Source organism: Luteibacter sp. NPDC031894, assembly GCF_050273135.1.
Lineage (GTDB): Bacteria > Pseudomonadota > Gammaproteobacteria > Xanthomonadales > Rhodanobacteraceae > Luteibacter.
Window position 1 is genome coordinate 65131 of record NZ_JBNNMV010000001.1, and the last position, 22067, is coordinate 87197.

Below are 22067 nucleotides of genomic sequence, written 5' to 3' on the forward strand. Positions count from 1 at the left end.
ACCCGAAGCACCCCGCATCCCCTGCGCGGCGTATCCCCCTGTCGGGCCCACCCGCCGAGTGTGCCCCGATTTTATGACAGCGGGATGTGACGGAACCGGCGCCTTCGATCAGCCCGCCTTCTGCTTCGTCCCAAAGATCTTGTCCCCGGCGTCCCCAAGCCCAGGCAGGATGTACCCAAGTTCATTCAGTCGGTCGTCGATCGAAGCGACGTAAATCTCGATGTCCGGATGCGCCGCCTCGATACGCTTCAGGCCCTCGGGCGCGGCCACGAGGAACAACCCCTTGATCCGTCGCGCGCCGGCGGCCTTCAGCATGTCTACCGTGGCCACGAGCGTGCCGGCCGTCGCGAGCATGGGATCGACGATGATCGCGGTGCGCTCGTCCATGCCGCCGCTCAGCTTTTCGTAATACGCCACGGGTTCGAGCGTCGCCTCGTCACGCTGCAGGCCCACGACACTCACCTTCGCCGCGGGGATCATCTCCAGCACGCCGGTCAGCATGCCCAACCCCGCACGCAGGATCGGCACGATGGTCACCTTCTTTCCCTTGATGTGCGTGACCTCGACGGGGCCGGCCCAGCCGTCGATCGTCTTCCTCTCCGTCTCCATGTCCGCCGTCGCCTCGTAGGTCAGCAGCGCGGCGACTTCGGACGCGAGCTCGCGGAATTCCTTGGTGCTGATCCCGGCCCGGCGCATCAGGCCGAGCTTGTGCTGGATGAGGGGATGGCGAACTTCGACGATCTTCATGGGGTGAGGGCTTCGGCTGGCGACGACGGGTCCATTGTCGCAACCTTCGTACGGGAGCGCAGCCCGAACGATCAGTTCTTGAGACAGTTGCTCATGAAGCTCTTCCGCTCGTCTCCCTTCAGGCTCTTCGCGGATGCGTCCTTGTTGCAGGACTTCATCTTGTCCTGCTGGGACATTTTCGCCGGCGAGTCACCCTTGAGGCAGCTGCTCATGAAGGCTTTTCGTTCGTCGCCCACCTTGCCCGACGCCTGCGAGTTGCAGGTGCTCATCCGCTGCTGCTGCGGTGTGAGGTCCTTGTGGGGAGGCATCTGCTGCGCCGCGACCGTGCCGGCGGCGAAAACGGAGAAAGTGGCGAGGGCAAGGACACGAAGCTGCGTACGCATGGCGAACCCCAACGTGACGCCGGGCGAATCCGGCTGGTGGAGCTTACCGCAAGCATCCATCGCCGACAGGGTCGGCTCCCACCGAGCCGGCCAGCGCACCGGGGACGGATTCTTCCCCAAACCAGTGAGACCTCATCACCTGCGGGCGGGAAGCGGCCTGGTGGGAGCCGACCCTGTCGGCGATGCCGGCCGGGGGCCGGCGCCTCCTAGTCAGGCAGCCTTGGTCGAGGCCCGGCGGGGGCCTTCCTTCAGCGCGTGCCGGATTTCTTCCACGATCAGGTCCACCTCGGCGCTGGTCACGCGGAAGTGCGGCGTGAAGCGCAGCGAATTCGCGCCGCCGTGGATCACGCCGATGCCGCGTTCGCGCATGTATTCCTCGGTGGACCCTTCGCCGTAGCACTTGAACTCGGGGGCCAGTTCGCAGGAGAACAGCAGGCCCGTACCCTGGACCTTCGTGATGAGGCCGCCGAGTTCGCCCTTCAGCGCCTCGATCTTCTTCAGGAATTCCTGGCCCTTCTCGCGGATGTTGGCGCGGACATCGTCGGTCAGCTCGGCCAGCGTGGCGACGGCCACGTCGAGTGCGCGCGGGTTCGCCGTCATGGTGTTGCCGTAGATGCCCTTGCGGTACAACCCGGCCACGCGATCGGTCACCGCCAGCACGGACAGCGGGTACTGGCCGGCGTTGAGCGCCTTCGAGAAGGTTTCCATGTCCGGCGCTTCCATCGCTTCGAAGCCCGGGTAATCCACGATGGACAGCACGCCGTGCGCGCGCAGGCCGGCCTGGATCGAATCGACGAGCAGCAACGTGCCGTGCTCACGGGTGAGTTCGCGCGCGGCGGCGTAGAACTCCGGCGTGAGCGCGCGGCCCGGGTCGCCTTCGCCCATCACCGGCTCGAGGAACATCGCCTCGATGAACCAGCCCTGGCGATCCGCTTCGGCGAACGCGGCCTTCAACTGGGCCACGTTGTACGGTTCCACCGTGATCAGGCTGTCCTCGTTGCGGAAGCTGGCGAGGTGTTGCTGGTAATTGCGACGCGACGAATCCGAGTAGAGGGCGGGGCGCTCGGTGCGGCCGTGGAACGCGCCCTTCACGGCGAGCCGCTTGATCGTGCGCCCGGCATGTCGTGCGCCCGGGTCCGTCATCAGGCGCGCATTGACGTCCGCAATGCGGCCGGCCAGCGTCACCGACTCCGACCCGGAATTCAGGCACAGGAAATGGGAGTAGGGACTACCGCCGCGGTTATGACCGAGCTCCTTGCGCAGTGCCTCCGAAAGGCGCAGCTGCGAAACGTTGGCCGTCATCACGTTGGCCATCACCTGCGGCCGCGACATCGCCTCGAGCACCTGCTCCGGATTGTGGCCGAAGCCGAGCATGCCGTAGCCGCCGTCGTCGTGCAGCACGGCACCCTTGAGCGTGACGATCCACGGGCCGCGCGCGGCGGCGGGAAGATACGGATTCACGCCGTCGTCGGGATAGAAGTTGACCAGACCCGACTGCACGCGATGGATTTGTTCGGACTCGTCCAGGCGAAGGAGGTCTGCCATGTCCTCGCGCAGGGCACGGTGGTAGGCGACGGCGTCTTCGATGGCCTTGACCAGTGACGCGTCCGTCGCGGCGAAGCGCGCAATGGTGGCGTCCGGCAGGCCGCGAGTACGCGGTGCACCGCCGAAATCGCGCAACTCACGCAAAAGACCGATGACGTCCATAAACCCACTCCTCGCACTGGTGACGCGGCATTGACTGAAACGATCCCTTAAGAGGCCGCTAAGTATCTATATGTAAAGGGATTATCAGGCCAGCATAGCACGCGTATTTTGGCCGCGTAACCCCCGGGTGACGCTTGTCACATCCGCACAATGACGCAAGCGACTGCCGCCAATGGGTTGCGAAGGAATATGTTGCGCTGCAAGGAGGGGACCATGAACGACACTCGCATCGCAGGCCTCGTAAAGGCCCGGAAAAACTATGGGACGGTGACCGCGCTCGACGGCATCGACCTCGACATCCATCGTGGCGAGATCCTCGCCTTGCTCGGGCCGAATGGCGCCGGCAAAAGCACCTGCATCGGCCTGTTGCTCGGCCTGCACCGACCGGACGGCGGCACGGCCACGCTTTTCGACAAGGATCCCCAGGACATCGCCGCGCGCCGTCGCATCGGGGTGATGCTGCAGTCCGCCACCCTGCCGGCCACGCTCAAGGTGGGCGAGTTGCTGCGGTTGACGGCGAGCTATTACCCGGAACCGCGTCCTGTCGTGGAATGCGCCGGCATCGCCGGCATCACCGATCTGCTCGGCCGTCGCTATGGCGCGCTTTCGGGCGGGCAGCAACGGCGCGTGCAGTTCGCGCTCGCCATGGCGGGTCGCCCGGACATCCTGTTCCTCGACGAGCCGACCGTCGGCATGGACATCGACGCGCGGCAATCGTTGTGGACCGCCATTCGGAAGCTGGTCTCGGAGGGCACCGCGGTGGTGCTCACCACGCATTACCTCGAGGAAGCCGAGGCACTGGCCGATCGGGTCTGCGTCGTCGCGAAAGGACGCGTCGTGTCGGAAGGCAGCGTCGACGCATTGCGTGCCCACGTATCGCTGAAGCGGATCCGCTGCATCACCGCCATCGACGTCTCGATCGTACGGGGCTGGCCGGAGGTCGTATCGGCCGAGTCGAGGCAGGAACGCACCGTCATTGCGACGGCACAGGCCGAGGACGTCGTGCGGCGCTTGCTCGACGCGGACCCCGGCTTGAACGAACTCGAAGTCCAGCGCGCCGGCCTCGCCGAAGCGTTGCAGGAAATCACCCGCAACACCGACGTTGTTCCGGAGGCCGCATGAGCACGATCGAAGGTACCGCCACACCCGTCATGACGACGGGTCGCGTGGTCAACGCCTATCGGGAAGAAGCACGGGCGGAATGCCTGCGCTACCTGCGCAACCCTGGATTCCTGCTGCCGACGCTTCTTTTCCCGTCGGTGTTCTACCTCATGTTCGGCATCTTCCTTGGCCATGCCAACAGCGTCGATGCGCCGCGCTACCTGTTGGCCTCGTACGGCACCTTCGGCGTCATGGCACCTGGGCTGTTCGGCTTCGGTGTGTCGCTGGCGCTCGAGCGGGACACCGGCTTGCTCACGCTCAAGCGCGCGTTGCCGATGCCGCCGGGCGCGTACCTCCTCGGCAAGATGTGCATGGCCTTGCTGGTGGCGGCGATCGTCTCGGTGATCCTGCTTTGCCTCGCCATCTTCCTCGCCGGAGTGAGCCTGCCGCCGTCGCGCATCGCGGCATTTTTCGCGGTCGAAGTGCTCGGCGTGCTGCCCTTCGCGGCACTCGGGTTGTTGGTCGGCACGCTCGTGAAAGGACAGGGCGCGCCGGGCATCGTCAACCTCATCTACCTGCCCATGGCCTTCCTCTCGGGGCTCTGGTTCCCACTCTCGGTCATGCCGGCTTTCCTGCAATCGATCGCGCCCCTGTGGCCGGCATACCACCTCAACCGGCTCGCGCTCTCCGCGCTGGGCCTGGGGCAGGGTGGCGACGCTTTGCACGTCATGGTCCTTGCCGGCTTTACGATCGCCTTCGTCCTGCTCGCGACGCGTCGCCTGCGTCGCCACGGTTGAAGTAGCATGACCGCACGTCTTTCAAGGGATAGCTACATGCCCGGATCGTGGTTCCGTCCCACCCCCGATTCGCTCTGGAATCGCTTCCGGGAACGGCCGCGACTGCGCGTGGCGAGCCTGTTCAACCTGGTTTGGGCGGTGTACGTCTTCGGCGACCTGATCTTCGCCGAGCAGCTGGGGCCGCACTGGGGCCTGGCCACGGCGATCTCGTTCCCGATCTTCCTCCTGCTCTACGCGGCCGCGTACATACGTCCTTTGCGGCACGTGCCGTGGTACGCGGGCGGCGTCGCCTTGCTGGCGTATGCCACCCTCGACTTCAACCACAGCGGCGGTGCGTCGTATGTGATCTACGCATGCGCCATGTTGGGATTCGAAGGCGACCCGAAGAAGTGCATCGCCGGCATGGCCATCACCATCGGCGGCTTCCTCGGTGTCGCGTATCTGCTTGCCGGATGGCCCCTCGCCATCATCGCGACCATCGCGTTCATCGCGATGTCCGTCGGCACGATCAACGTCGTCTATCGCTTCAACGCGCAACGCGACGTGGAACTGAAGCTCTCGCACGACGAGGTTCGCCGTCTCGCCGCCACGGCGGAACGCGAGCGCATTGGCCGCGACTTGCACGACCTGCTTGGTCACACTTTGTCGTTGATCACGCTCAAGCTGGAATTATCGCGCCGCCTGATCGATCGCGACACGGCAGCGGCTCGCCGCGAGATCGAGGAAGCCGAGCAGGTCGCGCGGCATGCGTTGGCGGAAGTTCGCTCGGCCGTCACCGGCATCCGCGCCTCTGGGGTGGTGGCCGAGTTGGCCGCCGCGCGTCTGTTGCTGAACACTTCGATGATCGATTTCGTCTACGGCGCCGAGGTGCCTGCACTCCCTGCGCGTCTCGACAACGAGCTCGCGCTTGTCTTGCGCGAGGCGGTGACGAACATCCACCGCCACGCTGGCGCCTCTTTCGCCGAGGTGAACATCTCCATGGAAGACCGCACCTGCATCATGACCATCGTCGACAACGGACGCGGTCTCGTCGGCGGTGAAGGCAACGGTATCTGCGGCATGCGTGAGCGCGTCCGCGCCTTGGGTGGCATGGTGAGCTTCGCGTCCACTGCACAGAAGGGTACGGTCGTACGGATCGAGGTACCCGTGACACCGGAAGATCGCTTGCCGGCACCCGGCGTGCCTGTTCCACCCGGCCGCCTGGAGGGCCTCGCATGATCCGTGTGTTGCTTGCTGAAGACCAGGCCATGGTGCGGGGCGCGCTGACCGCGTTGCTGAACCTGGAGTCGGATATCGAGGTGCTGGGATCGGCCGCCGATGGCGAGAGCGCCTGGCGAGAACTCCAACGGCTGAAGCCCGACGTCCTGGTTACCGACATCGAGATGTCCGGACTCACCGGGTTGGAAATTGCGCAGCGCGTGCGTCGGCACGAGTTGCCGGTGAAGGTCATCATCGTCACTACCTTCGCCCGCCCAGGCTTCCTGCGTCGTGCACTCGATGCGGGTGTCGGGGGCTACCTGTTGAAGGACGCCCCGGCTGAGAACCTGGCGGAAGCACTGCGTACCGTGCATCGCGGCGGGCGCGCCATCGACCCGCAACTTGCGCTGGAAGCCTGGTCCGACGCCGACCCGCTCAACGACCGCGAGCGCCAGGTCCTCCGTCTGGCCGGCGAGGGGCATTCCGCCAGCGACATCGGCACGCAGTTGAACCTCTCGCACGGTACCGTCCGCAACTACCTGTCCGAGGCCATCGGCAAGCTTGGCGCGGCCAATCGCATCGAGGCATACCGCCTGGCCCGGCAGAAGGGTTGGCTCTGAGAGGAGGATGGATCGCTCGCGATAGGCGATAATCGCCGCATCGATCCATCCGGCCGTACCTGTGAAGAAATCCGACTTCGACTTCGACCTTCCGCCTGAACTCATCGCGCAGGTGCCGCTTGCCCGCCGGTCGGGCAGTCGGCTGCTCGTCGTCGACGTCGCGGCGCATACGAAGAAAGACCGCAAGTTCTACGACCTGCCGGAGATGCTCCGCCCCGGCGACCTGCTGGTGTTCAACGACACGCGCGTGCTTCCCGCGCGCCTCTACGGTCGCAAGGAGTCCGGCGGCGCGGTCGAAATCCTGATCGAGCGCGTTACGGGCGCCCACGAGGCGCGTGCGCAGCTCGGCGTGAGCAAGAAACCGAAGGAGGGCGGCCGGATCGAGCTCGCCGACGGCAGCATGGTCACCGTGCTTGGCCGCGATGGCGAGTTCTTCGTGCTCCGCTTCGACACCGAGGAACCGCTGGAACGCCTTCTCTCCCGCCTGGGCGAGATGCCGTTGCCGCCCTACATCGAGCGCGGCGCGGATACGTCGGACAACGAGCGCTACCAGACGGTGTTCGCTCGCGAGCCCGGTGCCGTCGCGGCGCCCACGGCGGGACTCCATTTCGACGAAGAGCTGCTCGACCGTCTGCGCGAGCGCGGCGTGGACATGGGCTACGTCACCTTGCACGTCGGCGCCGGCACGTTCCAGCCGATGCGGGCCGACGACGTCCGCGACCATGTGATGCATCGCGAGTGGCTCAATGTCGGCGCGGGGCTGGTCGAAAAGATCCGGGCCACGCGTGCCGCCGGTGGGCGTGTCGTGGCCGTGGGTACGACCGTGGTCCGCGCGCTTGAAAGCGCCACCGTGGATGGCGTGCTGCGGCCCTTCGCCGGCGAAACGCAGATCTTCATCTTCCCCGGCTACAAGATCACGAGCGTCGACGCGCTGGTCACCAATTTCCACCTGCCGCAGTCGACGCTGCTGATGCTGGTCTCCGCGCTGGCGGGCAAGGAAGTGATCCTGGATGCGTACCGGTACGCGGTGCTACAGCGTTATCGCTTCTTTTCGTACGGCGACGCGATGTTGATCGTACCGCCGAAGCACTGAAGCCGCGAACTCAAACCATCGCGCCGCCAGGCGCTCCGTGCGAAAGCTCCCGCGATACATCCGCCGCCGCAGCGATGAGACGTTTCGCCGTGCCCTTCATGTCGATCTTCGCCCCGCGTCGTTCGATGAAGGGCACGGTCAGGGCGCAGACCGCATGGTTCCCTTCGATGACCGGTGCCGAGAGATCGGTCACGCCGTCCACCACTTCGCTGGGGATCGTCGCGAGGCCCGCCTCACGGATCTCCTTGACCGAGGCCTCGACCCGTGCGCGCTTCAGCGTCGGTTCGTGCTCCAGCATCGTGCGGAACCAGCGTTCCCGCGTTTCGTCCGTCTGCCAGGCGAGCAGCACGTAACCTGAGGCGGAGTGCGACATGGGCCGGCGATGGCCGACGCGCACCACCAGTCCGGTCTCGCCCGGTGGGTCGACGCGCGCGATCACCACGATCTGTTCCTGCGAGGGCACCACGAGGTGACAGGACTGGTCGATGTCGTCGGCCAGCCGGTGCATCACGGGCATCGCCGTTTCGACGAGGTTCCGCACCGGCGGTTGTTCCATGCCGAGACGGAAGAGGCGGGGCGTGATGGAGTAGGCCCCGTCGCCGTCCGCACGCGCGATGTAATCCCGTTCCTCGAGCACCTGGAGCATCCGGAAGATCTCGCCGCGCGAGCGGCCGACGCCGTCGGAGATCTCGGCGATCGACAGCGGCTGGGTTGCCCGGGCGAGCAACTCCAGGATGTCGAGGCCCTTGTCGAGGGCGGGAGCGCGATACTTCGGCGAATCGGACGGCATGGCATTCCTTTATGCTGCACCGCAGCTTGTTATGCTGGTGAATATTGAGTTCATATTTGTACACGACGAGGCGGGGTCGTGTCACGGTAGAGGAGGGCAAGCATGCAGCAATACACGCCGCTCGCGGCACCAGCCACGCGCGCACTCGCGCGCACTCCCCTTGTGCCCCTGGTGCTGATCGTAAGCCTGTTTTTCCTCTGGGGCGTGGCGAACAACCTCAACGACGTGCTGGTCGCGCAGTTCAAGAAGGCCTTCACACTCTCCGACCTCCAGGCTGGCCTTGTCCAGAGCGCGTTCTACCTCGGTTATTTCATTCTTGCCATCCCCGCCGGCATCTTCATGCGCCGCTTCGGTTACAAGTCCGCGGTGGTCCTCGGCTTGATGCTCTACGGCGCCGGCGCGCTGTTGTTCTGGCCCGCGGCCGCGACCGCCACATACGCCACCTTCCTCGTCGGGCTCTTCGTTATCGCCGCAGGCCTCGCTTTCCTCGAGACATCCGCCAATCCCTGGGTCACCTTGCTTGGCCCTCGCGAGTCGGCCGCGTCCCGCCTGAACCTGGCGCAGGCGTTCAATCCCCTGGGCTCGATCACGGGTGTGCTGATCGGGCAGCACTTCATCTTTACGGGCGTGGAGCGCACGCCGGCCGAACTGGCGGCCATGGACGCCGTGGCACGCACTGTCTACATGAGGAGCGAAGCGTCGGCTGTGCAGATGCCGTACCTCGTGATCGGACTCGGAGTGATTGCCTGGGCGGTCATCATCGTCGCGACGCGTTTCCCGCGCACGACGGCGGAAGACGACGGCAGCGACGCGGCGGAGCGTGGCGTGCTGGGCCATCTCCTACGCGATGGCCGCTTCATGTCGGCGGTGCTGGCGCAGTTCTTTTATGTCGGTGCGCAGGTCGCGATCTTCAGTTACATGATCCGCTATGCGCAGGCGACGATGCCGGGAACAACGGACAAGGTCGCCGCGAATTTCATCACGGCCGGGCTGCTGTGCTTCATGGCGGGCCGCTTCGCCGGCGCCGCATTGATGAAATACCTGCGTCCGGCGCACGTGCTGCGCACCTTCGCCCTGGTGAATGTGGCATTGGCCGCCGTCGCGGCTTTTGTGCCGGGCAACGTGGGCATCTACGCACTCGTCGCCTCGAGCTTCTTCATGTCCATCATGTACCCCACCATCTTCGCTTTGGGTGTGGAAGGACGAAGCGACGCGGAGCGCAAGCTTGGTGCCTCGCTGCTGGTGATGTCGATCGTTGGCGGCGCGGTGCTCACCGCGGCGATGGGGGCGACGTCCGACCGCTTCGGCATCGCGCACGCGATGTCGGTCCCGATGCTCTGCTTCGTGGCCATCTTCCTTTTCGCGTGGCGTCGGTCGGCGGGCAGGGAGGCTGTCGCATGAGCTGGCAGTGCCTTGCCCTGGACCTGCGCGACGATCCCGCACTCATCGCCGAATACGAACGCTGGCATCGCAGTGAGTTCATCTGGCCGGACGTGGTGCGCTCTATCCGCGAGGCAGGCATCCTCGACATGCAGATCTTCCGGACGGGTAACCGCCTGGTGATGCTGATGCGCGTGGCACCGGAATTCGACCCCGCGGCCAAGGCGAGGACGGATGCGGCGAACGAGCGCGTGCAAGCGTGGGAGGCGTTGATGTCGACGTTCCAGCAATCCCTGCCTTGGGCGGAAGCGGGGCAGAAGTGGGTGCCGATGCAGCGGATCTTCGATCTGGCGGGCTGTCCGGGCTGACACGTTTATCGCCGACAGGGTCGGCTCCCACCGTGCTGCCTTTGCATGCTGCTCAATAAGAGTGTGGGGAGCGCGCTGGTGCGCGGAGGGATAACGGCAAGGCCGTTCGCACGCCAGCGCGCTTCCCACAGCAAACGGTGCTCATCCTCTCCATAGGATGTCGGGCGATACATGGGTGGCATCGAGGGCGCCGGTGAGGGCCATCGACACGCTGAGTTCCTTGCGGATCAGTTCGATGGCCTGGGTGACGCCGGCTTCCCCGTTCGCACCCAGGCCGTAAAGGAACGCCTTACCGATGAGGCCGGCGCGCGCGCCGAGCGCGAGGGCCTTGAGCAGGTCCTGCCCGCTGGTGATCCCGCTGTCGAACAGGACCTCGGTGCCGCCGGCAACGGCGTCGACGACGGCGGGCAGCACGTCGATGCTCGCCGGAGCACCGTCGAGTTGGCGGCCGCCGTGGTTGGAAACGACGATGGCGTCCACGCCATGCGCGACGGCCAGCTTCGCGTCTTCGGGGTCGAGGATGCCTTTGACGATGAGCTTTCCCGGCCATAGATCGCGAATCCACGCGAGGTCGTCCCAGGTGATGGTCGGATCGAATTGGGCGGCGATCCATTGTGCGAGGGTGGTCAGGCTGTCCGCACCCTTGATGTGGCCGTCGAGGTTGCCGAACGAGCGACTGGGCGCGCGCAGGACGTTCCAGGCCCAGCGCGGCTTGCTGGCGATGTCGAACAGGTTGTGCAGCGTGATTTTCGGCGGCACCGACAAGCCGTTCTTGATCTCGCGGTGCCGTTGGCCCTGGACGGTCAGGTCGGCGGTAAGCATCAGCGCGGAGCAATCGGCCGCTCGCGCGCGTTGGATCAGTTCGCGCGTGAAGCCGCGGTCGCGCATCACGTACACCTGGAACCAGAAAGGCGTGTCGCTCGCCGCGCGCACCTGCTCGATCGAGCAAATGGAAACCGTGCTCAGGCAGAACGGAATGCCGGCCCTCGCGGCGGCGCGTGCGCCGTGGATTTCGCCACTGCCGTGCTGGAGGCCGGCCATGCCGGTCGGCGCGATCGCCAGCGGCATGCTGGTGGGCTGGCCGACGATCGTGGTGGCGAGTGAACGGCGATCCACGTCCCGCATCACGCGCTGGCGGAAGCGCAGGCGCTCGAAGGCGCGGCGGTTCTCTCGCAGGGTCACTTCGTCGTAGGAGCCCCGGTCGGCGTACTCGAAGAAGGCACGCGGCACGCGGCGCCGCGCGAGTTCGCGCAGGTCGGCAATGTTCGTGACCGGTGCGGCCATCGTGTCAGCCGCCTTCCGCCAGTGCTACACCTTGCCAGACGATGCCATCCGGGTAGAGGTGGTCGCGTATCGACGCCTGATGCATCTGCGCGGAGAAGCCCGGCGCCGTGGGCGCCCGGTAACGACCCTTCACGATGCGCACGGGATCGACGAAGTGTTCGTGCAGATGATCCACGAATTCGATGGCGCGGTCTTCTTTCCTGCCGGTGATGGCCACGAAGTCGGCCATGGCGAGGTGCTGCACGAGTTCGCACAAGCCCACGCCGCCCGCATGCGGAAACACCCGCACCCCGAAGTGCGCGGCGAGCAGCAGGATGGCGAGGTTCTCGTTGACGCCGCCGACGCGCGCGGCGTCGATCTGGACCAGGTCCACCGCACCGGCCTGGAAGAGCTGCTTGAACAGCACCCGGTTCTGCCCATGTTCGCCGGTGGAAATAGGGGTGGGGGCGACGGCGCGGCGAATGGCCGCGTGGCCGAGCACGTCGTCCGGGCTGGTGGGTTCTTCCACCCAGGCGAGGCCCACGCTCTCGAGCGGCTTCAGCCATTCGATGGCGCTGCCCACGTCCCAACGCTGGTTCGCATCCACGGCGATGGCGATGTCCGGACCCACGGTGTCGCGAGCCAGGCGGCAGCGCCGGATATCGTCTTCCAGGCGAAGGCCGACCTTGAGCTTGATGGTGCGGAAGCCGTCGTCGACCGCCTGGCGGGCGAGGCGCTGCATTTTTTCGTCGGTGTAGCCGAGCCAGCCCGGCGACGTCGTATAGGCTGGGTAGCCCTCCGCTTCCATCTGTGCGATGCGCCGGGCCTTGTGCGGCTCGGCGGCGCGGAGGATTTCCAGCGCGCGCTCGGGTGTGAGCGCGTCCGTGAGGTATCGGAAGTCCACCTGCGCGACGATCTGCTCCGGCGTCATGTCCGCGATGAGGCGCCACACGGGTTTGCCGGCACGACGCGCGGCCAGGTCCCAGGCGGCGTTGATGACCGCGCCGATGGCCATGTGCATCACGCCCTTCTCGGGACCGAGCCAACGCAGCTGCGAATCGCCGTTGAGCTCGCGCGCGAAATCGCCGAGGTGGTCGACGATGTCGTCGACGCGGCGCCCGATCACCATCGGTTCCAGCGCGGCCAGCGCCGCGGTCTGCACGTCGTTCCCGCGCCCGATGGTGAACACCAGGCCGTACCCGGCCAGCCCGTCGGGGCTGTCCGTGCGCATCACCACGTACGCCGCGGAATAATCCGGATCGGGGTTCATCGCGTCGGACCCATCGTGGTCGAGCGACGTGGGAAAGCGAACGTCGAATGTTTCGAGCGCGGTGATCGTCACCATTCCTTGCGGTCTCCGTAAGCGACGACGTCCTGGCGTTGGCGGCCCAGTCCGTCGATCCCCAACTCGATCACGTCGCCTGGCTTGAGGTAGACCGGCGGCTTGAGCCCGAGGCCGACGCCGGCGGGGGTGCCGGTGCTGATGACGTCGCCCGGCATCAACGTCATATAGCGGCTGATATAGCTCACCAGCTGCGCCACGCCGAACACCATCGTGCGCGTATTGCCGTTCTGGTAGCGATGGCCGTTCACTTCGAGCCAGAGGGACAGGTCTTGCGGATCGGCGACTTCATCGCGCGTGACCAGCCAGGGGCCGATCGGCCCGAAGGTGTCGCAACTCTTGCCCTTCACCCACTGGCCCCCGTGCTCGAGCTGGAAGGCGCGCTCGGAAAGGTCGTTGATGACGGCGTACCCGGCGACGTGCGCCATGGCCTGTTCCACCGATACGTGGCGCGTCACCTCACCGATGACCACGCCGAGCTCCACTTCCCAATCGGTCTTCACCGAATCGAGGGGGATCACCACCGTGTCGTTCGGCCCACCGATGGCGCTGGTGGCTTTCATGAAGAGGACCGGTTGCTCGGGTACGGGTGCTCCGGTTTCCGCGGCATGGTCGGCGTAGTTCATGCCGACGCAGAGCATCTTGCCGATGCCGCCCACCGGTGCGCCGTAGCGCGGTTCGCCCGGCACGAGTGGCAGGCTCGCAGGATCGACGGCGGCGAGGCGGCGCAGGCCTTCGTTGCCGATGACGTCGCCGGCAATGTCCGCGACGACGCCGGAGAGATCGCGCAGGCGGCCTTCGCCATCGATGAGGCCAGGTTTTTCCTTGCCGGGTGCGCCGTAGCGGGCGAGTTTCATCGCGATGCTTCCTTAGTTCGACCAGCCACCGTCCACGACGTGGACGGTGCCAGTGGTAAACGACGATTCGTCGGAGGCCAGGTAGACGGCCAGCGCGGCGATTTCGCGTGGATCACCCAGCCGGCCCATGGGCTGGCGTTCGGTGAACCCGCGCCACACGGCCTCTTCGTCGCCGCCCAGTGCGCGGACGCGGTCGGCGAGCGACGGCGTCTTCACGGTCCCGGGGCAGATGGCGTTGCAACGCACGCCGCGGGCCACGTAGTCGGCGGCGATGGAGCGGGTGAGGCCGATCACCGCGGCCTTGGTGGTGCTGTAAGCGAAGCGGTTGGGCACGCCCTTGATGCTCGATGCCACCGAGGACATGTTCACGATGCTGCCGCCGCCGCGTTCGAGCATGCCAGGGAGCACCGCGCGGCAGGTGTGGAACATGCTGTCCACGTTGATGGTGAAGGAGCGACGCCAGCTCGCTTCGTCGGTGTCGAGGATGGTGCCTGCGTGCACGTAGCCGGCACAGTTGAAGAGGATGTCGACCATGCCGGCTTCGACGACGACGGCTGCGATCGCCGCCGGATCGGTGACGTCGAGCGTGCGCGTCGTGATCGAAGGCTGCTCGGCGACGAGCGAAGCGAGGCTGGCCGTGTCTATGTCGGTTGCCAGCACGGTCGCGCCTTCAGCTGCGAAGGCCAGGGCGGTGGCGCGGCCGATACCGGCTCCGGCCGCGGTGACCATGGCGCGCTTGCCGGCGAGGCGGCCGGCGTGGGAGGGCGACGTCATGACGGATTCCTCGAGTAAACAGTGAGCGCGTTGCCACCGAACACGGCGGCTTCGGCGGCGGGGGCGTGGCGCAGGACCAGGTCGCGCGCGCACGCTTTCCACGCGTCGTAGGTGGCGCGCGTGGAGACCACGGGCCAGTCGCTGCCCCAGATCAGGCGGTCGGCACCGAAAGTTTCGAAGAGATGGGCGACATACGGCTCCAGCACGCGCGCGTCCGCGCCGGCCGCCGTGAGCGTGAGCAGGCCGGAGAACTTGCAGTACACGTCCGGCATCTGCGCGAGGCGGGCGATCGACGTGGCCCAGGCGGCGAACTCGCCGCCGGCAATGTCGGGCTTGGCGGCGTGGTCGATCACCGTGTGCAACCCCGGATGCCTCGCGAGACGATCGGCGAGCACGCGCAAGTGACGGTCGTCGACCAGCGCGTCGAACACCAGTCCGCGATCGCGCACATGCTCGAACGCGACATCCAGCGCCGGTGCAGCCAGCCACTGTGTATCCGCCATGTCCTGCACCATCGGACGGATACCGCAGAGCAGACCACCGCCGTCGGCGACCAGCCAGTCCAGGCGCGACGCGACGTCGATGGCTTCCATGTCCACCCAGCCGACCACGCCCAGTACGCCGGGATCCTTGCGCGCCAGGTCGTACAGGAAGCGCGTCTCGCGCTCGTCCGGCGCGGCCTGCACGAGGATGCACGCCTCCGCCGACTCGGGCAGGTCGTTGGGCAGGAAGGCGCGCCGGAGTGTCGCGGGCGCGGCGGCGAGCCACCCGTACTCGAGTCGCGAGGGATCCCAGTAATGGCGATGGGCGTCGACGATCATGGGGTCGGCACCGTCGGATCGATCAGGCCCGCCTCGCGTAGGGCGACCCACGTTTCCGCGGGTACGGGCGCATGCTGGCGCCGCAGCGCCGCGTCCACTTCGGCCCTGGAGCGAAGGCCGCATACCACGGCGGAAACGGCGGGATGGGCGAGGGGAAACTGCAATGCCGCGGCACCGACGTCCGCGCGGGTGCGAAGGCAGACCTCGTAGTAGCGCCGGGCGCGGGCGAGTATCCCTGGAGATGCCGGTGCGTAGTTGTAGGTGGTGCCAGGCCCGCCTTCGGTACCGAGCAGGCCGGAGTTGTAGGGGCCCGCGACCAGTACCGAGACACCGTTCGCCGCCGCGCGCTCCATCACGCCCTTGCTCCCCTCCTGCTCGAACAACGTGTAGCGGCCCGCGAGCATGATGACGTCGAGCGGAAAACGCGGCATGACCTCGAGGCATACCACTTCCTCGTTCACACCGATGCCGATGGCGCCGACCAGCCCTTCGTCGCGCATGCGGGCCATTTCCGGCAGCGCTTCGTCCAGCGCCTGGGCCAGCACCTGCGGATGACGATCGCCGTGGGTGAGGGAGCCGATATCGTGCAGAAAAAGGATGTCGACGTGCTCGATGCCGAGCCGCCGGAGGCTGGCCTCGAGGCTGCGGCGCACGCCGCTGCGGCTGTAATCGAACCGCGCCGCGCGGCCTTCCACCGCAAAGCCGTCGTCCTGTCCACGATGCCCCTCGGCATCCTCGATCAAGCGTCCTACCTTCGTCGACAACGTGTAACTCGCGCGTGGCAGGCCCGCGAGTGCGTATCCGATGCGCGTCTCGCTGAGTCCGAATCCGTAGTAGGGCGCCGTGTCGAAGTGGCGAATGCCGCCGTCCCAAGCGTGGTGGATGGCGGAAAGCGCTTCCGCCTCGTCCACGGCGCTATAGAGGTTGCCCACCGGCGCGCCGCCGAACGCCAGTGGCGAGCGCGGTCCGGGTGCGGGCACCTGCGGCGGGGCGGCTAACGGGCCGGTGGTCGGCAACGACATCGAAGCTCCAGGATGCGCCGCACTCCCCGCGCGGCATCGAACAGATATGGATATTACGTTTATAGGTGAACTTGTCCAGCGTCAAGACGAGGTTTTTCCTCATGTTGCGGCGCAACTTGAACCGGCGCAGACATATGTGAATACTCGGTTCGCCAGTGAACGGGTGCCGGAAACGCGCATCCACAAGGGCGGAACGGCCGGCGAGGGGTCGGCAATCCATCCTCCACGGGTGCCTAGCGCCAAAGTGCCCGTGCCGCCGCCAACGGCACGGTTCCATACACGCCAAGCATGCGCCGCCCGGCCGGGCGAGTGCCTGCATCCGGAACAAAGGTTTGGGGAGACCATCATGACGATCAGCAAGACCTTGCTGTGCGCGAGCATCCTTTGCGGGCTCGCCGCGGCGGCACAGGCGCAGGACGCGGCACCCGCGCAAGCGGATAAACCGAAGACCGCGCAGCAGAAAGCTGCCGAGAAGCAGGTCCAGCAGCTGCAGGAGGTGACCGTCACCGGCTACCGCGGCAGCCTCGAGAAGGCGATCGACATCAAGCGCAACGCCAATGCGGTCGTGGACGCCATCAGTGCCACCGACATCGGCAAGTTTCCCGACACCAATGCGGCGGAGTCGCTCTCGCACCTCCCCGGCATCACCGTCGACCGTCAGTTCGGCGAAGGCGAGAAGATCAGCGTCAACGGCACCGACGCCGCGCTGAATCGCGTGTTGCTCAACGGCCAGACCATCGCCTCGGGCGACTGGGGCGGCAATCCCACAGATACCAGCGGGCGCACCTTCAATTACTCACTGCTTTCGCCCGAGATCATCGGCCGGATGGAAGTGTACAAGTCGCCCGAGGCGCGGATCGACGAGGGCAGCATCGGCGGCACCGTGATCATCCACACGCGCAAGCCGTTGGACCTGCCGGCGAACACGCTGCGCGGTTCGCTCGGTTACAACTACAACGACCGGTCGCAGGAAGGCAATCCCCGCGGTTCCGCGTTGTGGAGCTGGAAGAACGCGGACAGCACGTTCGGCTTCCTGACCAGCGTCACGCATGACAAGGAAGACCTGTCGCGTGCGGGCATCGAATTCTTCGGCTACACCACGGGCGCGAACATCACCGGGAATCCGAACGTCACCGGCGATCCGAACTACGCCAATGCGAAGATCCCGGTAGGCATCAACAGCGCGTACTTCCAGCAGGAGCGCGAGCGCAACGGCATCCAGTCGGCATTGCAGTGGCGTCCGGACGAGAAGAACGAGTTCAACCTGACCGGCCTCTACGTCAAGGGCAAGTACAACAATTTCAGCGAATCGCGCTACGTCTGTCCGGGGTGCGGCGACCTCAACAAGTTGACTGACATCAACGTCAACAACGGTTACATCACCTCGGGCACGGTCTCGTCCACCACCGGCAACGGACAGCCCTATGCCGAGCTGGACGCGAACTACCGCAAGACGGAGGTCTCCACCAAGAGCATCAACCTGCGCCACGATTTCAACGGCGACGCCTGGGTGTTCACCAGCCAGGTGGGTTACACCAGCGCCAGCGGCGGCAAGGATCCCGAGTACCTCATGAAGTACCTGCTGCAGAACGGCGGGTACAACTTCGGCTACGACGGCCGCAACACCAGTGTGAACTACCAGAACGGCTCGGCCGCCAATTGGGGCCTGTCCGGTTCGCCAGCGAACTCGCCCCCGGGCGATACCTCGCTGCCGGGCCAGAACCAGGCGGGTGGCATCTACTACGAGACCACCACGGATCGCGAGCGCTACGCTCAGTTCGATGCGTCCCGTGACGTGGACTGGGGCCCGATCAAGCAGGTCCAGATGGGCGTGAAGTACACCAACCACTTCAATGGCACGGATTCGCGGGGCAATCGCATCAACACCACCGACCCGGTCTCGCTGGTGGACTTCGACCCGGGCAGCACGCCGGGCGGCCTGTTCGACGGCTTGCACGCCAGCGGCGACCTCACCGACTGGCCGACGGCCAGCAAGGGTGCCGTGGTCTCCTACCTGAACGCGCAGCCGCAGGGACCGTACACGCTGAACTACCCGTCGATGTTCGGCGTCGCGGAAGTCACGAAGGACGCCTACCTCCAGGTGAATTACGAGTCCGGCAAGTGGCGCGGCAACGTCGGCGTGCGCTATGTGGATACCAAGGACACGTCGAACTATTACGTGAACAGCGACAACGTTCCCGGCACGTACAACCGCGTGTCGACCACGACGCATTACTACAAGCCGTTGCCGACCTTCAACCTGGCCTACGACCTCGACGACGACAAGGTGCTACGCATGTCGGTCGCCAAGGTGATCGCGCGCCCCCGTTACGGCGACCTGGCCGGTGCTACCTCCCTAAGCGGCGCGAGCACGGGCAACTTCACGGCGAGCGCGGGCAATCCGGACCTGAAGCCCTACCAGTCCACCAACTTCGACGCATCGGCGGAGTGGTACTTCGCTCCGGCCAGCCTGCTGTCGCTGGAAGGCTTCGTACGTAAGATCGACAGCTACATCGTCACCACGACGTCGGAGCGCTCGATCACGGATCCGACGACCGGTCAGACCAATACGTATTCGGTGACGTCGCCGGTGAATGCGTCCAACGCCAAGGTGTCGGGACTCTCGCTGATCTACCAGCAGGACATCGGCCTCGGCTTCGGTATCCAGACGAACTACACGTACAGCAAGGCGACGACGCAGACCAACGCGGCCGGCGACAAGCTCAACCTGCCGTACCTGTCGAAGAACACCATCAACATCATCCCGTACTACGAGCACGGCCCGTGGTCGGCTCGCATCAACTATAGCCGTCGCTCGCCGTACTTCACCCAGGTCGGACGGCTCAACTCCAACGTCTTCGCGGATGCGTACAAGGAACTGGACCTCAGTGCCTCGTACCAGATCACCCCGTGGGCGGGCATCACGCTCAGCGCCACCAACCTGCTGGACTCCACGTACTACCAGTACGCGGACATCAAGTACGCGCCCATCGGCGAGTACAAGAGTGGCCGCACGTACTCGATGACGTTGAACTTCAAGTTGTAAGCTTGCGCGCGACCGGCGGTGCGTCCCTCCCTGTGGCGCCGCCGGTCCTTTTTTTTCCGGAAGGAGCGATCCATGCTGCGACCATTGGTCTTTCTCGCCATCGGACTGCTGGCGGGTGTCGCCGTCCACGCCGGAGAGCCGACGGCGCCCACCGCGGGCAAGCTGGCGCCGGAAGCGCAGGACATGGCTTGGCAGAAGGCGGCGGCGAAATTCGCTCCCGAGCGCAAGGCGATCCTCGATCACGTGCGCGGGAGCGCCGCCGAGGGGCCGTTCCGCCCCGATTGGGCGTCGTTGAAGGGTTACCGGTCACCCGCGTGGTACGACGATGCGAAGTTCGGCATCTTCATCCACTGGGGCGTCTATTCGGTGCCGGCATTCGGCAGCGAGTGGTACTCACGCAACATGTACAAGCAGGGCACGAAAGAATTCGCACACCACGTCGCGACCTATGGGCCGCAATGCCGCTTCGGCTACAAGGACTTCGTGCCGATGTTCAAGGCCGAGCGGTTCGACCCCGACGCCTGGGCCGCGCTGTTCCGGGAGGCCGGTGCGCGCTATGTCGTGCCCGTGGCGGAGCACCATGACGGCTTCGCCATGTACGACTCCAAGCTGTCCGACTGGACAGCGGTGAAGAAGGGCCCGCATCGCGACATCATCGGCCAGCTGGCCAAGGCGATCCGTGGGCAGGGCATGCATTTCGGCCTGTCCTCGCATCGTGCGGAACATGACTGGTTCTTCGACGGCGGAAGGCACTTCGATTCCGACGTGAACGACCCCGCCAACGCGGAGCTCTATGGGCCGGCGGTGGACCACCTCAGCGTGCATGACGAGAACCTGGCCGACGATTGGACCTACGTATCGCAGGCGTGGCTCGACGACTGGCTGGCGCGCACGGCGGAACTGATCGACGACTACCACCCGGACTTGATCTACTTCGACTGGTGGATCGGTCACCCCACCTTCCGCAACACCTTGCCGACCCTGTTGTCGTACTACTACAACGATGGCGCCAGGCGCGACGGCGTGGTGGTGAACTACAAGCTGGGCGACCTCCCGGAAGGCGCGGGCACCCTGGATATCGAGCGAGGACAACTCACCGGCATCCACGGCACGCACTGGCAGACCGATACCTCGATCAGCAACGATTCCTGGGGCTACGTGGAGCACGACACGTACAAGTCGCCCACCTTCATCATTCACCTGCTGGTCGACGTCGTCAGCAAGAACGGCAACCTGATGCTCAATATCGGGCCACGTTCCGACGGCACGATTCCGCAGGGCGCGCAGGACACCCTGCGCAGCATCGGTGGCTGGCTGAAGACCAATGGCGAGGCGATCTACGGAAGCCGCCCATGGCGGGTGTACGGCGAGGGCCCCACCGAGGTCGTCGGCGGCACATTCCAGGACACCAAGACCAAGCCCTATACGGCAGCGGATTTCCGTTTTACCAGCGGCAACGGGAAGCTGTATGCGATCGAATTGGGCTGGCCCGCGAAAGGCCGCGCTACCGTTCGCTCGATCAAGCCCGCCGACAAGGTGACCCGGGTCGAGCTGCTCGCCGACGGTAGCAACGTGCCCTTCACCCAGGACGCAAGCGGATTGCACCTGCGCCTGCCCGGCAAGCCCGTCGGCAGCGATGCGTATGTGTTCCGAATCACGCTCGCTTCGGCGAGCTCCACCAAGGCCCCTCGATGAAACGTTGGTTACTCCTGCTGCTCGCCTGCCTCCTCTGGCTGCCGTTTGGCGCCATCGCCAAGGCGCCGGTCGCGCTGTTCTACATGATGAATACGCAGAAATCGATCGCCTCCCTCGAGGCCCATGCGGACAAGATCGACCTGCTGGTTCCGACGTGGTACGGCGTCGACGAGCACGGCCTCGTTTCCGGCGGGCCGAACGATTACGTGCTCGACCTGGCGAAGAAGCACCGTCTTCCCGTCATGCCCATCATCTCGGCAGGCGGCGACCGGGCGAAGTTCCACGCGCTGCTCGGTGACGAGACGGCGAAGAAGCACATGATCGACGCGATGATCGACGAGGCGAAGGAGCATGGCTACACGGGGTTCCAGTTCGACTTCGAGAACATCGCGTGGACGGACCGCGACGCGCTTACGCTGTTGACCAAACAGACTTACGAGGCGCTGCACAAACATGGCCTGCAGCTATCCATGGCCGTGGTACCGAACGCGCCCGGACACGCCGGCCAAGGCGCGTTCGGTAAGTGGATGTGGGAATACTGGCGTGGCGCGTACGACCTGAAGGCGCTGGCGAAGGTCCTCGACCTGGTCTGCTTGATGACGTACGACCAGCACACGCGCTGGACCACGCCCGGCCCTGTCGCGGGCATGCCCTGGGTCATGGAGCACCTCCAGTACGCGCTGAAGGTAGTGCCGAAGGAGAAGTTGTCGCTCGGCATCGGCCTGTATGGCTATCACTGGTTTGCGGGTAACCCGGTGGGTGAGGACGGCAAGGAGAAGTCGAACATCTCCGGGACGTACATCGATGCCGACGAGTCCTTCCCGCTGGCGAAGCAGTTCAATGTCACGATGCAGTGGGACCCGGTGGAACACGAGTCCTGGTTCTACTTCTATCGCGACCAGATGCGCGAATGGGTGTTCCTGCCGGACGCACGGGCCTTTCGCGACCGTTATGAAGTAACAAGGCAGTATGGCTTGCAGGGGTTCTGCGCCTGGGTGCTGGGCGCCGAAGATCCGAAGATATGGGACGAACTGCCCGACGCGGTGCGGTGAGGTAGCATTTTC

At 65.6% G+C, this 22067-nt stretch carries 20 protein-coding genes; 10 read left to right on the forward strand and 10 right to left on the reverse strand.

Annotation, left to right across the window (positions count from 1 at the left end; all coding sequences use genetic code 11):
• Positions 1-108 precede the first annotated feature (108 nt).
• The 3 genes from upp to ACQKIE_RS00370 all read right to left on the reverse strand — a co-directional run bounded on the left by upp (position 109) and on the right by ACQKIE_RS00370 (position 2837).
• Positions 109-747 carry a uracil phosphoribosyltransferase gene (upp, locus tag ACQKIE_RS00360; RefSeq protein WP_427454897.1) on the reverse strand — a complete coding sequence of 213 codons (639 nt, stop codon included), beginning with the start codon at positions 745-747 and terminating at the stop codon, positions 109-111.
• 71 nt (positions 748-818) lie between these two features.
• The gene (locus tag ACQKIE_RS00365) at positions 819-1130 is read right to left on the reverse strand and encodes a PsiF family protein (protein ID WP_427454898.1); all 312 of its coding nucleotides are present in this window, start codon (positions 1128-1130) and stop codon (positions 819-821) included.
• Positions 1131-1340: 210 nt separating this feature from the next.
• Complete coding sequence (locus ACQKIE_RS00370) at positions 1341-2837, reverse strand: aminotransferase class III-fold pyridoxal phosphate-dependent enzyme (protein WP_427454899.1); 1497 nt, start codon at positions 2835-2837, stop codon at positions 1341-1343.
• A gap of 213 nt (positions 2838-3050) precedes the next feature.
• On the opposite strand from ACQKIE_RS00370, the gene ACQKIE_RS00375 reads away from it, so the two are divergent.
• From ACQKIE_RS00375 to queA, 5 genes are all read left to right on the forward strand, one after another.
• Positions 3051-3959, forward strand: coding sequence for an ABC transporter ATP-binding protein (locus tag ACQKIE_RS00375; protein WP_427454900.1), 909 nt, complete (start codon positions 3051-3053; stop codon positions 3957-3959).
• The gene (locus ACQKIE_RS00380) at positions 3956-4735 is read left to right on the forward strand and encodes an ABC transporter permease (RefSeq protein ID WP_427454901.1); all 780 of its coding nucleotides are present in this window, start codon (positions 3956-3958) and stop codon (positions 4733-4735) included. Before ACQKIE_RS00375 ends, ACQKIE_RS00380 begins: the two co-directional genes overlap by 4 nt.
• A 36-nt stretch (positions 4736-4771) precedes the next feature.
• Positions 4772-5953, forward strand: a complete 1182-nt coding sequence (locus ACQKIE_RS00385) for a sensor histidine kinase (protein ID WP_427454902.1) — start codon at positions 4772-4774, stop codon at positions 5951-5953.
• Complete coding sequence (locus tag ACQKIE_RS00390; protein ID WP_427454903.1) at positions 5950-6552, forward strand: response regulator transcription factor; 603 nt, start codon at positions 5950-5952, stop codon at positions 6550-6552. The genes ACQKIE_RS00385 and ACQKIE_RS00390 overlap by 4 nt, the downstream gene beginning before the upstream one ends.
• A gap of 61 nt (positions 6553-6613) precedes the next feature.
• Positions 6614-7645 carry a tRNA preQ1(34) S-adenosylmethionine ribosyltransferase-isomerase QueA gene (gene queA, locus ACQKIE_RS00395; protein ID WP_427454904.1) on the forward strand — a complete coding sequence of 344 codons (1032 nt, stop codon included), beginning with the start codon at positions 6614-6616 and terminating at the stop codon, positions 7643-7645.
• A 10-nt stretch (positions 7646-7655) separates the two neighbouring features.
• On the opposite strand, the gene ACQKIE_RS00400 is transcribed toward queA, so the two are convergent.
• A complete protein-coding gene (locus tag ACQKIE_RS00400; RefSeq protein WP_427454905.1) occupies positions 7656-8435 on the reverse strand; it encodes an IclR family transcriptional regulator in 780 nt (259 codons plus the stop codon).
• A 102-nt stretch (positions 8436-8537) separates the two neighbouring features.
• Between ACQKIE_RS00400 and fucP the strand changes: the two genes are divergently transcribed.
• Positions 8538-9836, forward strand: coding sequence for an L-fucose:H+ symporter permease (gene fucP / locus ACQKIE_RS00405; protein WP_427454906.1), 1299 nt, complete (start codon positions 8538-8540; stop codon positions 9834-9836).
• On the forward strand, positions 9833-10183 hold the full coding sequence (locus ACQKIE_RS00410) for an L-rhamnose mutarotase (protein ID WP_427454907.1): 351 nt from the start codon (positions 9833-9835) through the stop codon (positions 10181-10183). The genes fucP and ACQKIE_RS00410 overlap by 4 nt, the downstream gene beginning before the upstream one ends.
• Positions 10184-10324: 141 nt before the next feature.
• Here ACQKIE_RS00410 and ACQKIE_RS00415 read toward each other — a convergent pair whose 3' ends face one another.
• Genes ACQKIE_RS00415 through ACQKIE_RS00440 form a run of 6 tightly spaced genes read right to left on the reverse strand, consistent with a single transcriptional unit; the run spans position 10325 to position 16262 of the window.
• Positions 10325-11467: an alpha-hydroxy acid oxidase gene (locus tag ACQKIE_RS00415; protein WP_427454908.1), complete on the reverse strand. Its 1143-nt coding sequence runs from the start codon at positions 11465-11467 to the stop codon at positions 10325-10327.
• A 4-nt stretch (positions 11468-11471) separates the two neighbouring features.
• On the reverse strand, positions 11472-12791 hold the full coding sequence (locus ACQKIE_RS00420; RefSeq protein ID WP_427454909.1) for an enolase C-terminal domain-like protein: 1320 nt from the start codon (positions 12789-12791) through the stop codon (positions 11472-11474).
• A complete protein-coding gene (locus ACQKIE_RS00425; protein ID WP_427454910.1) occupies positions 12785-13645 on the reverse strand; it encodes a fumarylacetoacetate hydrolase family protein in 861 nt (286 codons plus the stop codon). The genes ACQKIE_RS00420 and ACQKIE_RS00425 overlap by 7 nt, the downstream gene beginning before the upstream one ends.
• Positions 13646-13657: 12 nt before the next feature.
• A complete protein-coding gene (locus tag ACQKIE_RS00430) occupies positions 13658-14419 on the reverse strand; it encodes an SDR family oxidoreductase (protein ID WP_427454911.1) in 762 nt (253 codons plus the stop codon).
• Positions 14416-15240 (reverse strand): amidohydrolase family protein, encoded by an 825-nt coding sequence (locus ACQKIE_RS00435; protein WP_427454912.1) that lies wholly within the window; start codon positions 15238-15240, stop codon positions 14416-14418. The genes ACQKIE_RS00430 and ACQKIE_RS00435 overlap by 4 nt, the downstream gene beginning before the upstream one ends.
• Complete coding sequence (locus ACQKIE_RS00440; protein ID WP_427454913.1) at positions 15237-16262, reverse strand: aldo/keto reductase; 1026 nt, start codon at positions 16260-16262, stop codon at positions 15237-15239. The genes ACQKIE_RS00435 and ACQKIE_RS00440 overlap by 4 nt, the downstream gene beginning before the upstream one ends.
• Before the next feature lie 346 nt (positions 16263-16608).
• On the opposite strand from ACQKIE_RS00440, the gene ACQKIE_RS00445 reads away from it, so the two are divergent.
• The 3 genes from ACQKIE_RS00445 to ACQKIE_RS00455 all read left to right on the forward strand — a co-directional run bounded on the left by ACQKIE_RS00445 (position 16609) and on the right by ACQKIE_RS00455 (position 22055).
• Complete coding sequence (locus tag ACQKIE_RS00445) at positions 16609-19308, forward strand: TonB-dependent receptor (protein WP_427454914.1); 2700 nt, start codon at positions 16609-16611, stop codon at positions 19306-19308.
• A gap of 72 nt (positions 19309-19380) precedes the next feature.
• On the forward strand, positions 19381-21003 hold the full coding sequence (locus tag ACQKIE_RS00450) for an alpha-L-fucosidase (protein ID WP_427454915.1): 1623 nt from the start codon (positions 19381-19383) through the stop codon (positions 21001-21003).
• A complete protein-coding gene (locus ACQKIE_RS00455) occupies positions 21000-22055 on the forward strand; it encodes a glycosyl hydrolase family 18 protein (RefSeq protein WP_427454916.1) in 1056 nt (351 codons plus the stop codon). Before ACQKIE_RS00450 ends, ACQKIE_RS00455 begins: the two co-directional genes overlap by 4 nt.
• The last annotated feature ends 12 nt before the right edge of the window (positions 22056-22067 follow it).

Excerpts from the sequence above, each read along its gene's own strand:
- ACQKIE_RS00400 (WP_427454905.1), bottom strand. The coding sequence starts at position 8,435 with ATGCCGTCCGATTCGCCGAAGTATCGCGCTCCCGCCCTCGACAAGGGC.
- ACQKIE_RS00420 (WP_427454909.1), bottom strand. The coding sequence starts at position 12,791 with ATGGTGACGATCACCGCGCTCGAAACATTCGACGTTCGCTTTCCCACG.
- ACQKIE_RS00370 (WP_427454899.1), bottom strand. The coding sequence starts at position 2,837 with ATGGACGTCATCGGTCTTTTGCGTGAGTTGCGCGATTTCGGCGGTGCA.
- ACQKIE_RS00380 (WP_427454901.1), top strand. The coding sequence starts at position 3,956 with ATGAGCACGATCGAAGGTACCGCCACACCCGTCATGACGACGGGTCGC.
- fucP (WP_427454906.1), top strand. The coding sequence starts at position 8,538 with ATGCAGCAATACACGCCGCTCGCGGCACCAGCCACGCGCGCACTCGCG.
- ACQKIE_RS00455 (WP_427454916.1), top strand. The coding sequence starts at position 21,000 with ATGAAACGTTGGTTACTCCTGCTGCTCGCCTGCCTCCTCTGGCTGCCG.
- ACQKIE_RS00385 (WP_427454902.1), top strand. The coding sequence starts at position 4,772 with ATGCCCGGATCGTGGTTCCGTCCCACCCCCGATTCGCTCTGGAATCGC.
- ACQKIE_RS00445 (WP_427454914.1), top strand. The coding sequence starts at position 16,609 with ATGACGATCAGCAAGACCTTGCTGTGCGCGAGCATCCTTTGCGGGCTC.
- ACQKIE_RS00415 (WP_427454908.1), bottom strand. The coding sequence starts at position 11,467 with ATGGCCGCACCGGTCACGAACATTGCCGACCTGCGCGAACTCGCGCGG.
- ACQKIE_RS00435 (WP_427454912.1), bottom strand. The coding sequence starts at position 15,240 with ATGATCGTCGACGCCCATCGCCATTACTGGGATCCCTCGCGACTCGAG.
- ACQKIE_RS00430 (WP_427454911.1), bottom strand. The coding sequence starts at position 14,419 with ATGACGTCGCCCTCCCACGCCGGCCGCCTCGCCGGCAAGCGCGCCATG.
- ACQKIE_RS00425 (WP_427454910.1), bottom strand. The coding sequence starts at position 13,645 with ATGAAACTCGCCCGCTACGGCGCACCCGGCAAGGAAAAACCTGGCCTC.
- ACQKIE_RS00390 (WP_427454903.1), top strand. The coding sequence starts at position 5,950 with ATGATCCGTGTGTTGCTTGCTGAAGACCAGGCCATGGTGCGGGGCGCG.
- ACQKIE_RS00410 (WP_427454907.1), top strand. The coding sequence starts at position 9,833 with ATGAGCTGGCAGTGCCTTGCCCTGGACCTGCGCGACGATCCCGCACTC.
- ACQKIE_RS00440 (WP_427454913.1), bottom strand. The coding sequence starts at position 16,262 with ATGTCGTTGCCGACCACCGGCCCGTTAGCCGCCCCGCCGCAGGTGCCC.
- ACQKIE_RS00450 (WP_427454915.1), top strand. The coding sequence starts at position 19,381 with ATGCTGCGACCATTGGTCTTTCTCGCCATCGGACTGCTGGCGGGTGTC.
- ACQKIE_RS00375 (WP_427454900.1), top strand. The coding sequence starts at position 3,051 with ATGAACGACACTCGCATCGCAGGCCTCGTAAAGGCCCGGAAAAACTAT.
- upp (WP_427454897.1), bottom strand. The coding sequence starts at position 747 with ATGAAGATCGTCGAAGTTCGCCATCCCCTCATCCAGCACAAGCTCGGC.
- ACQKIE_RS00365 (WP_427454898.1), bottom strand. The coding sequence starts at position 1,130 with ATGCGTACGCAGCTTCGTGTCCTTGCCCTCGCCACTTTCTCCGTTTTC.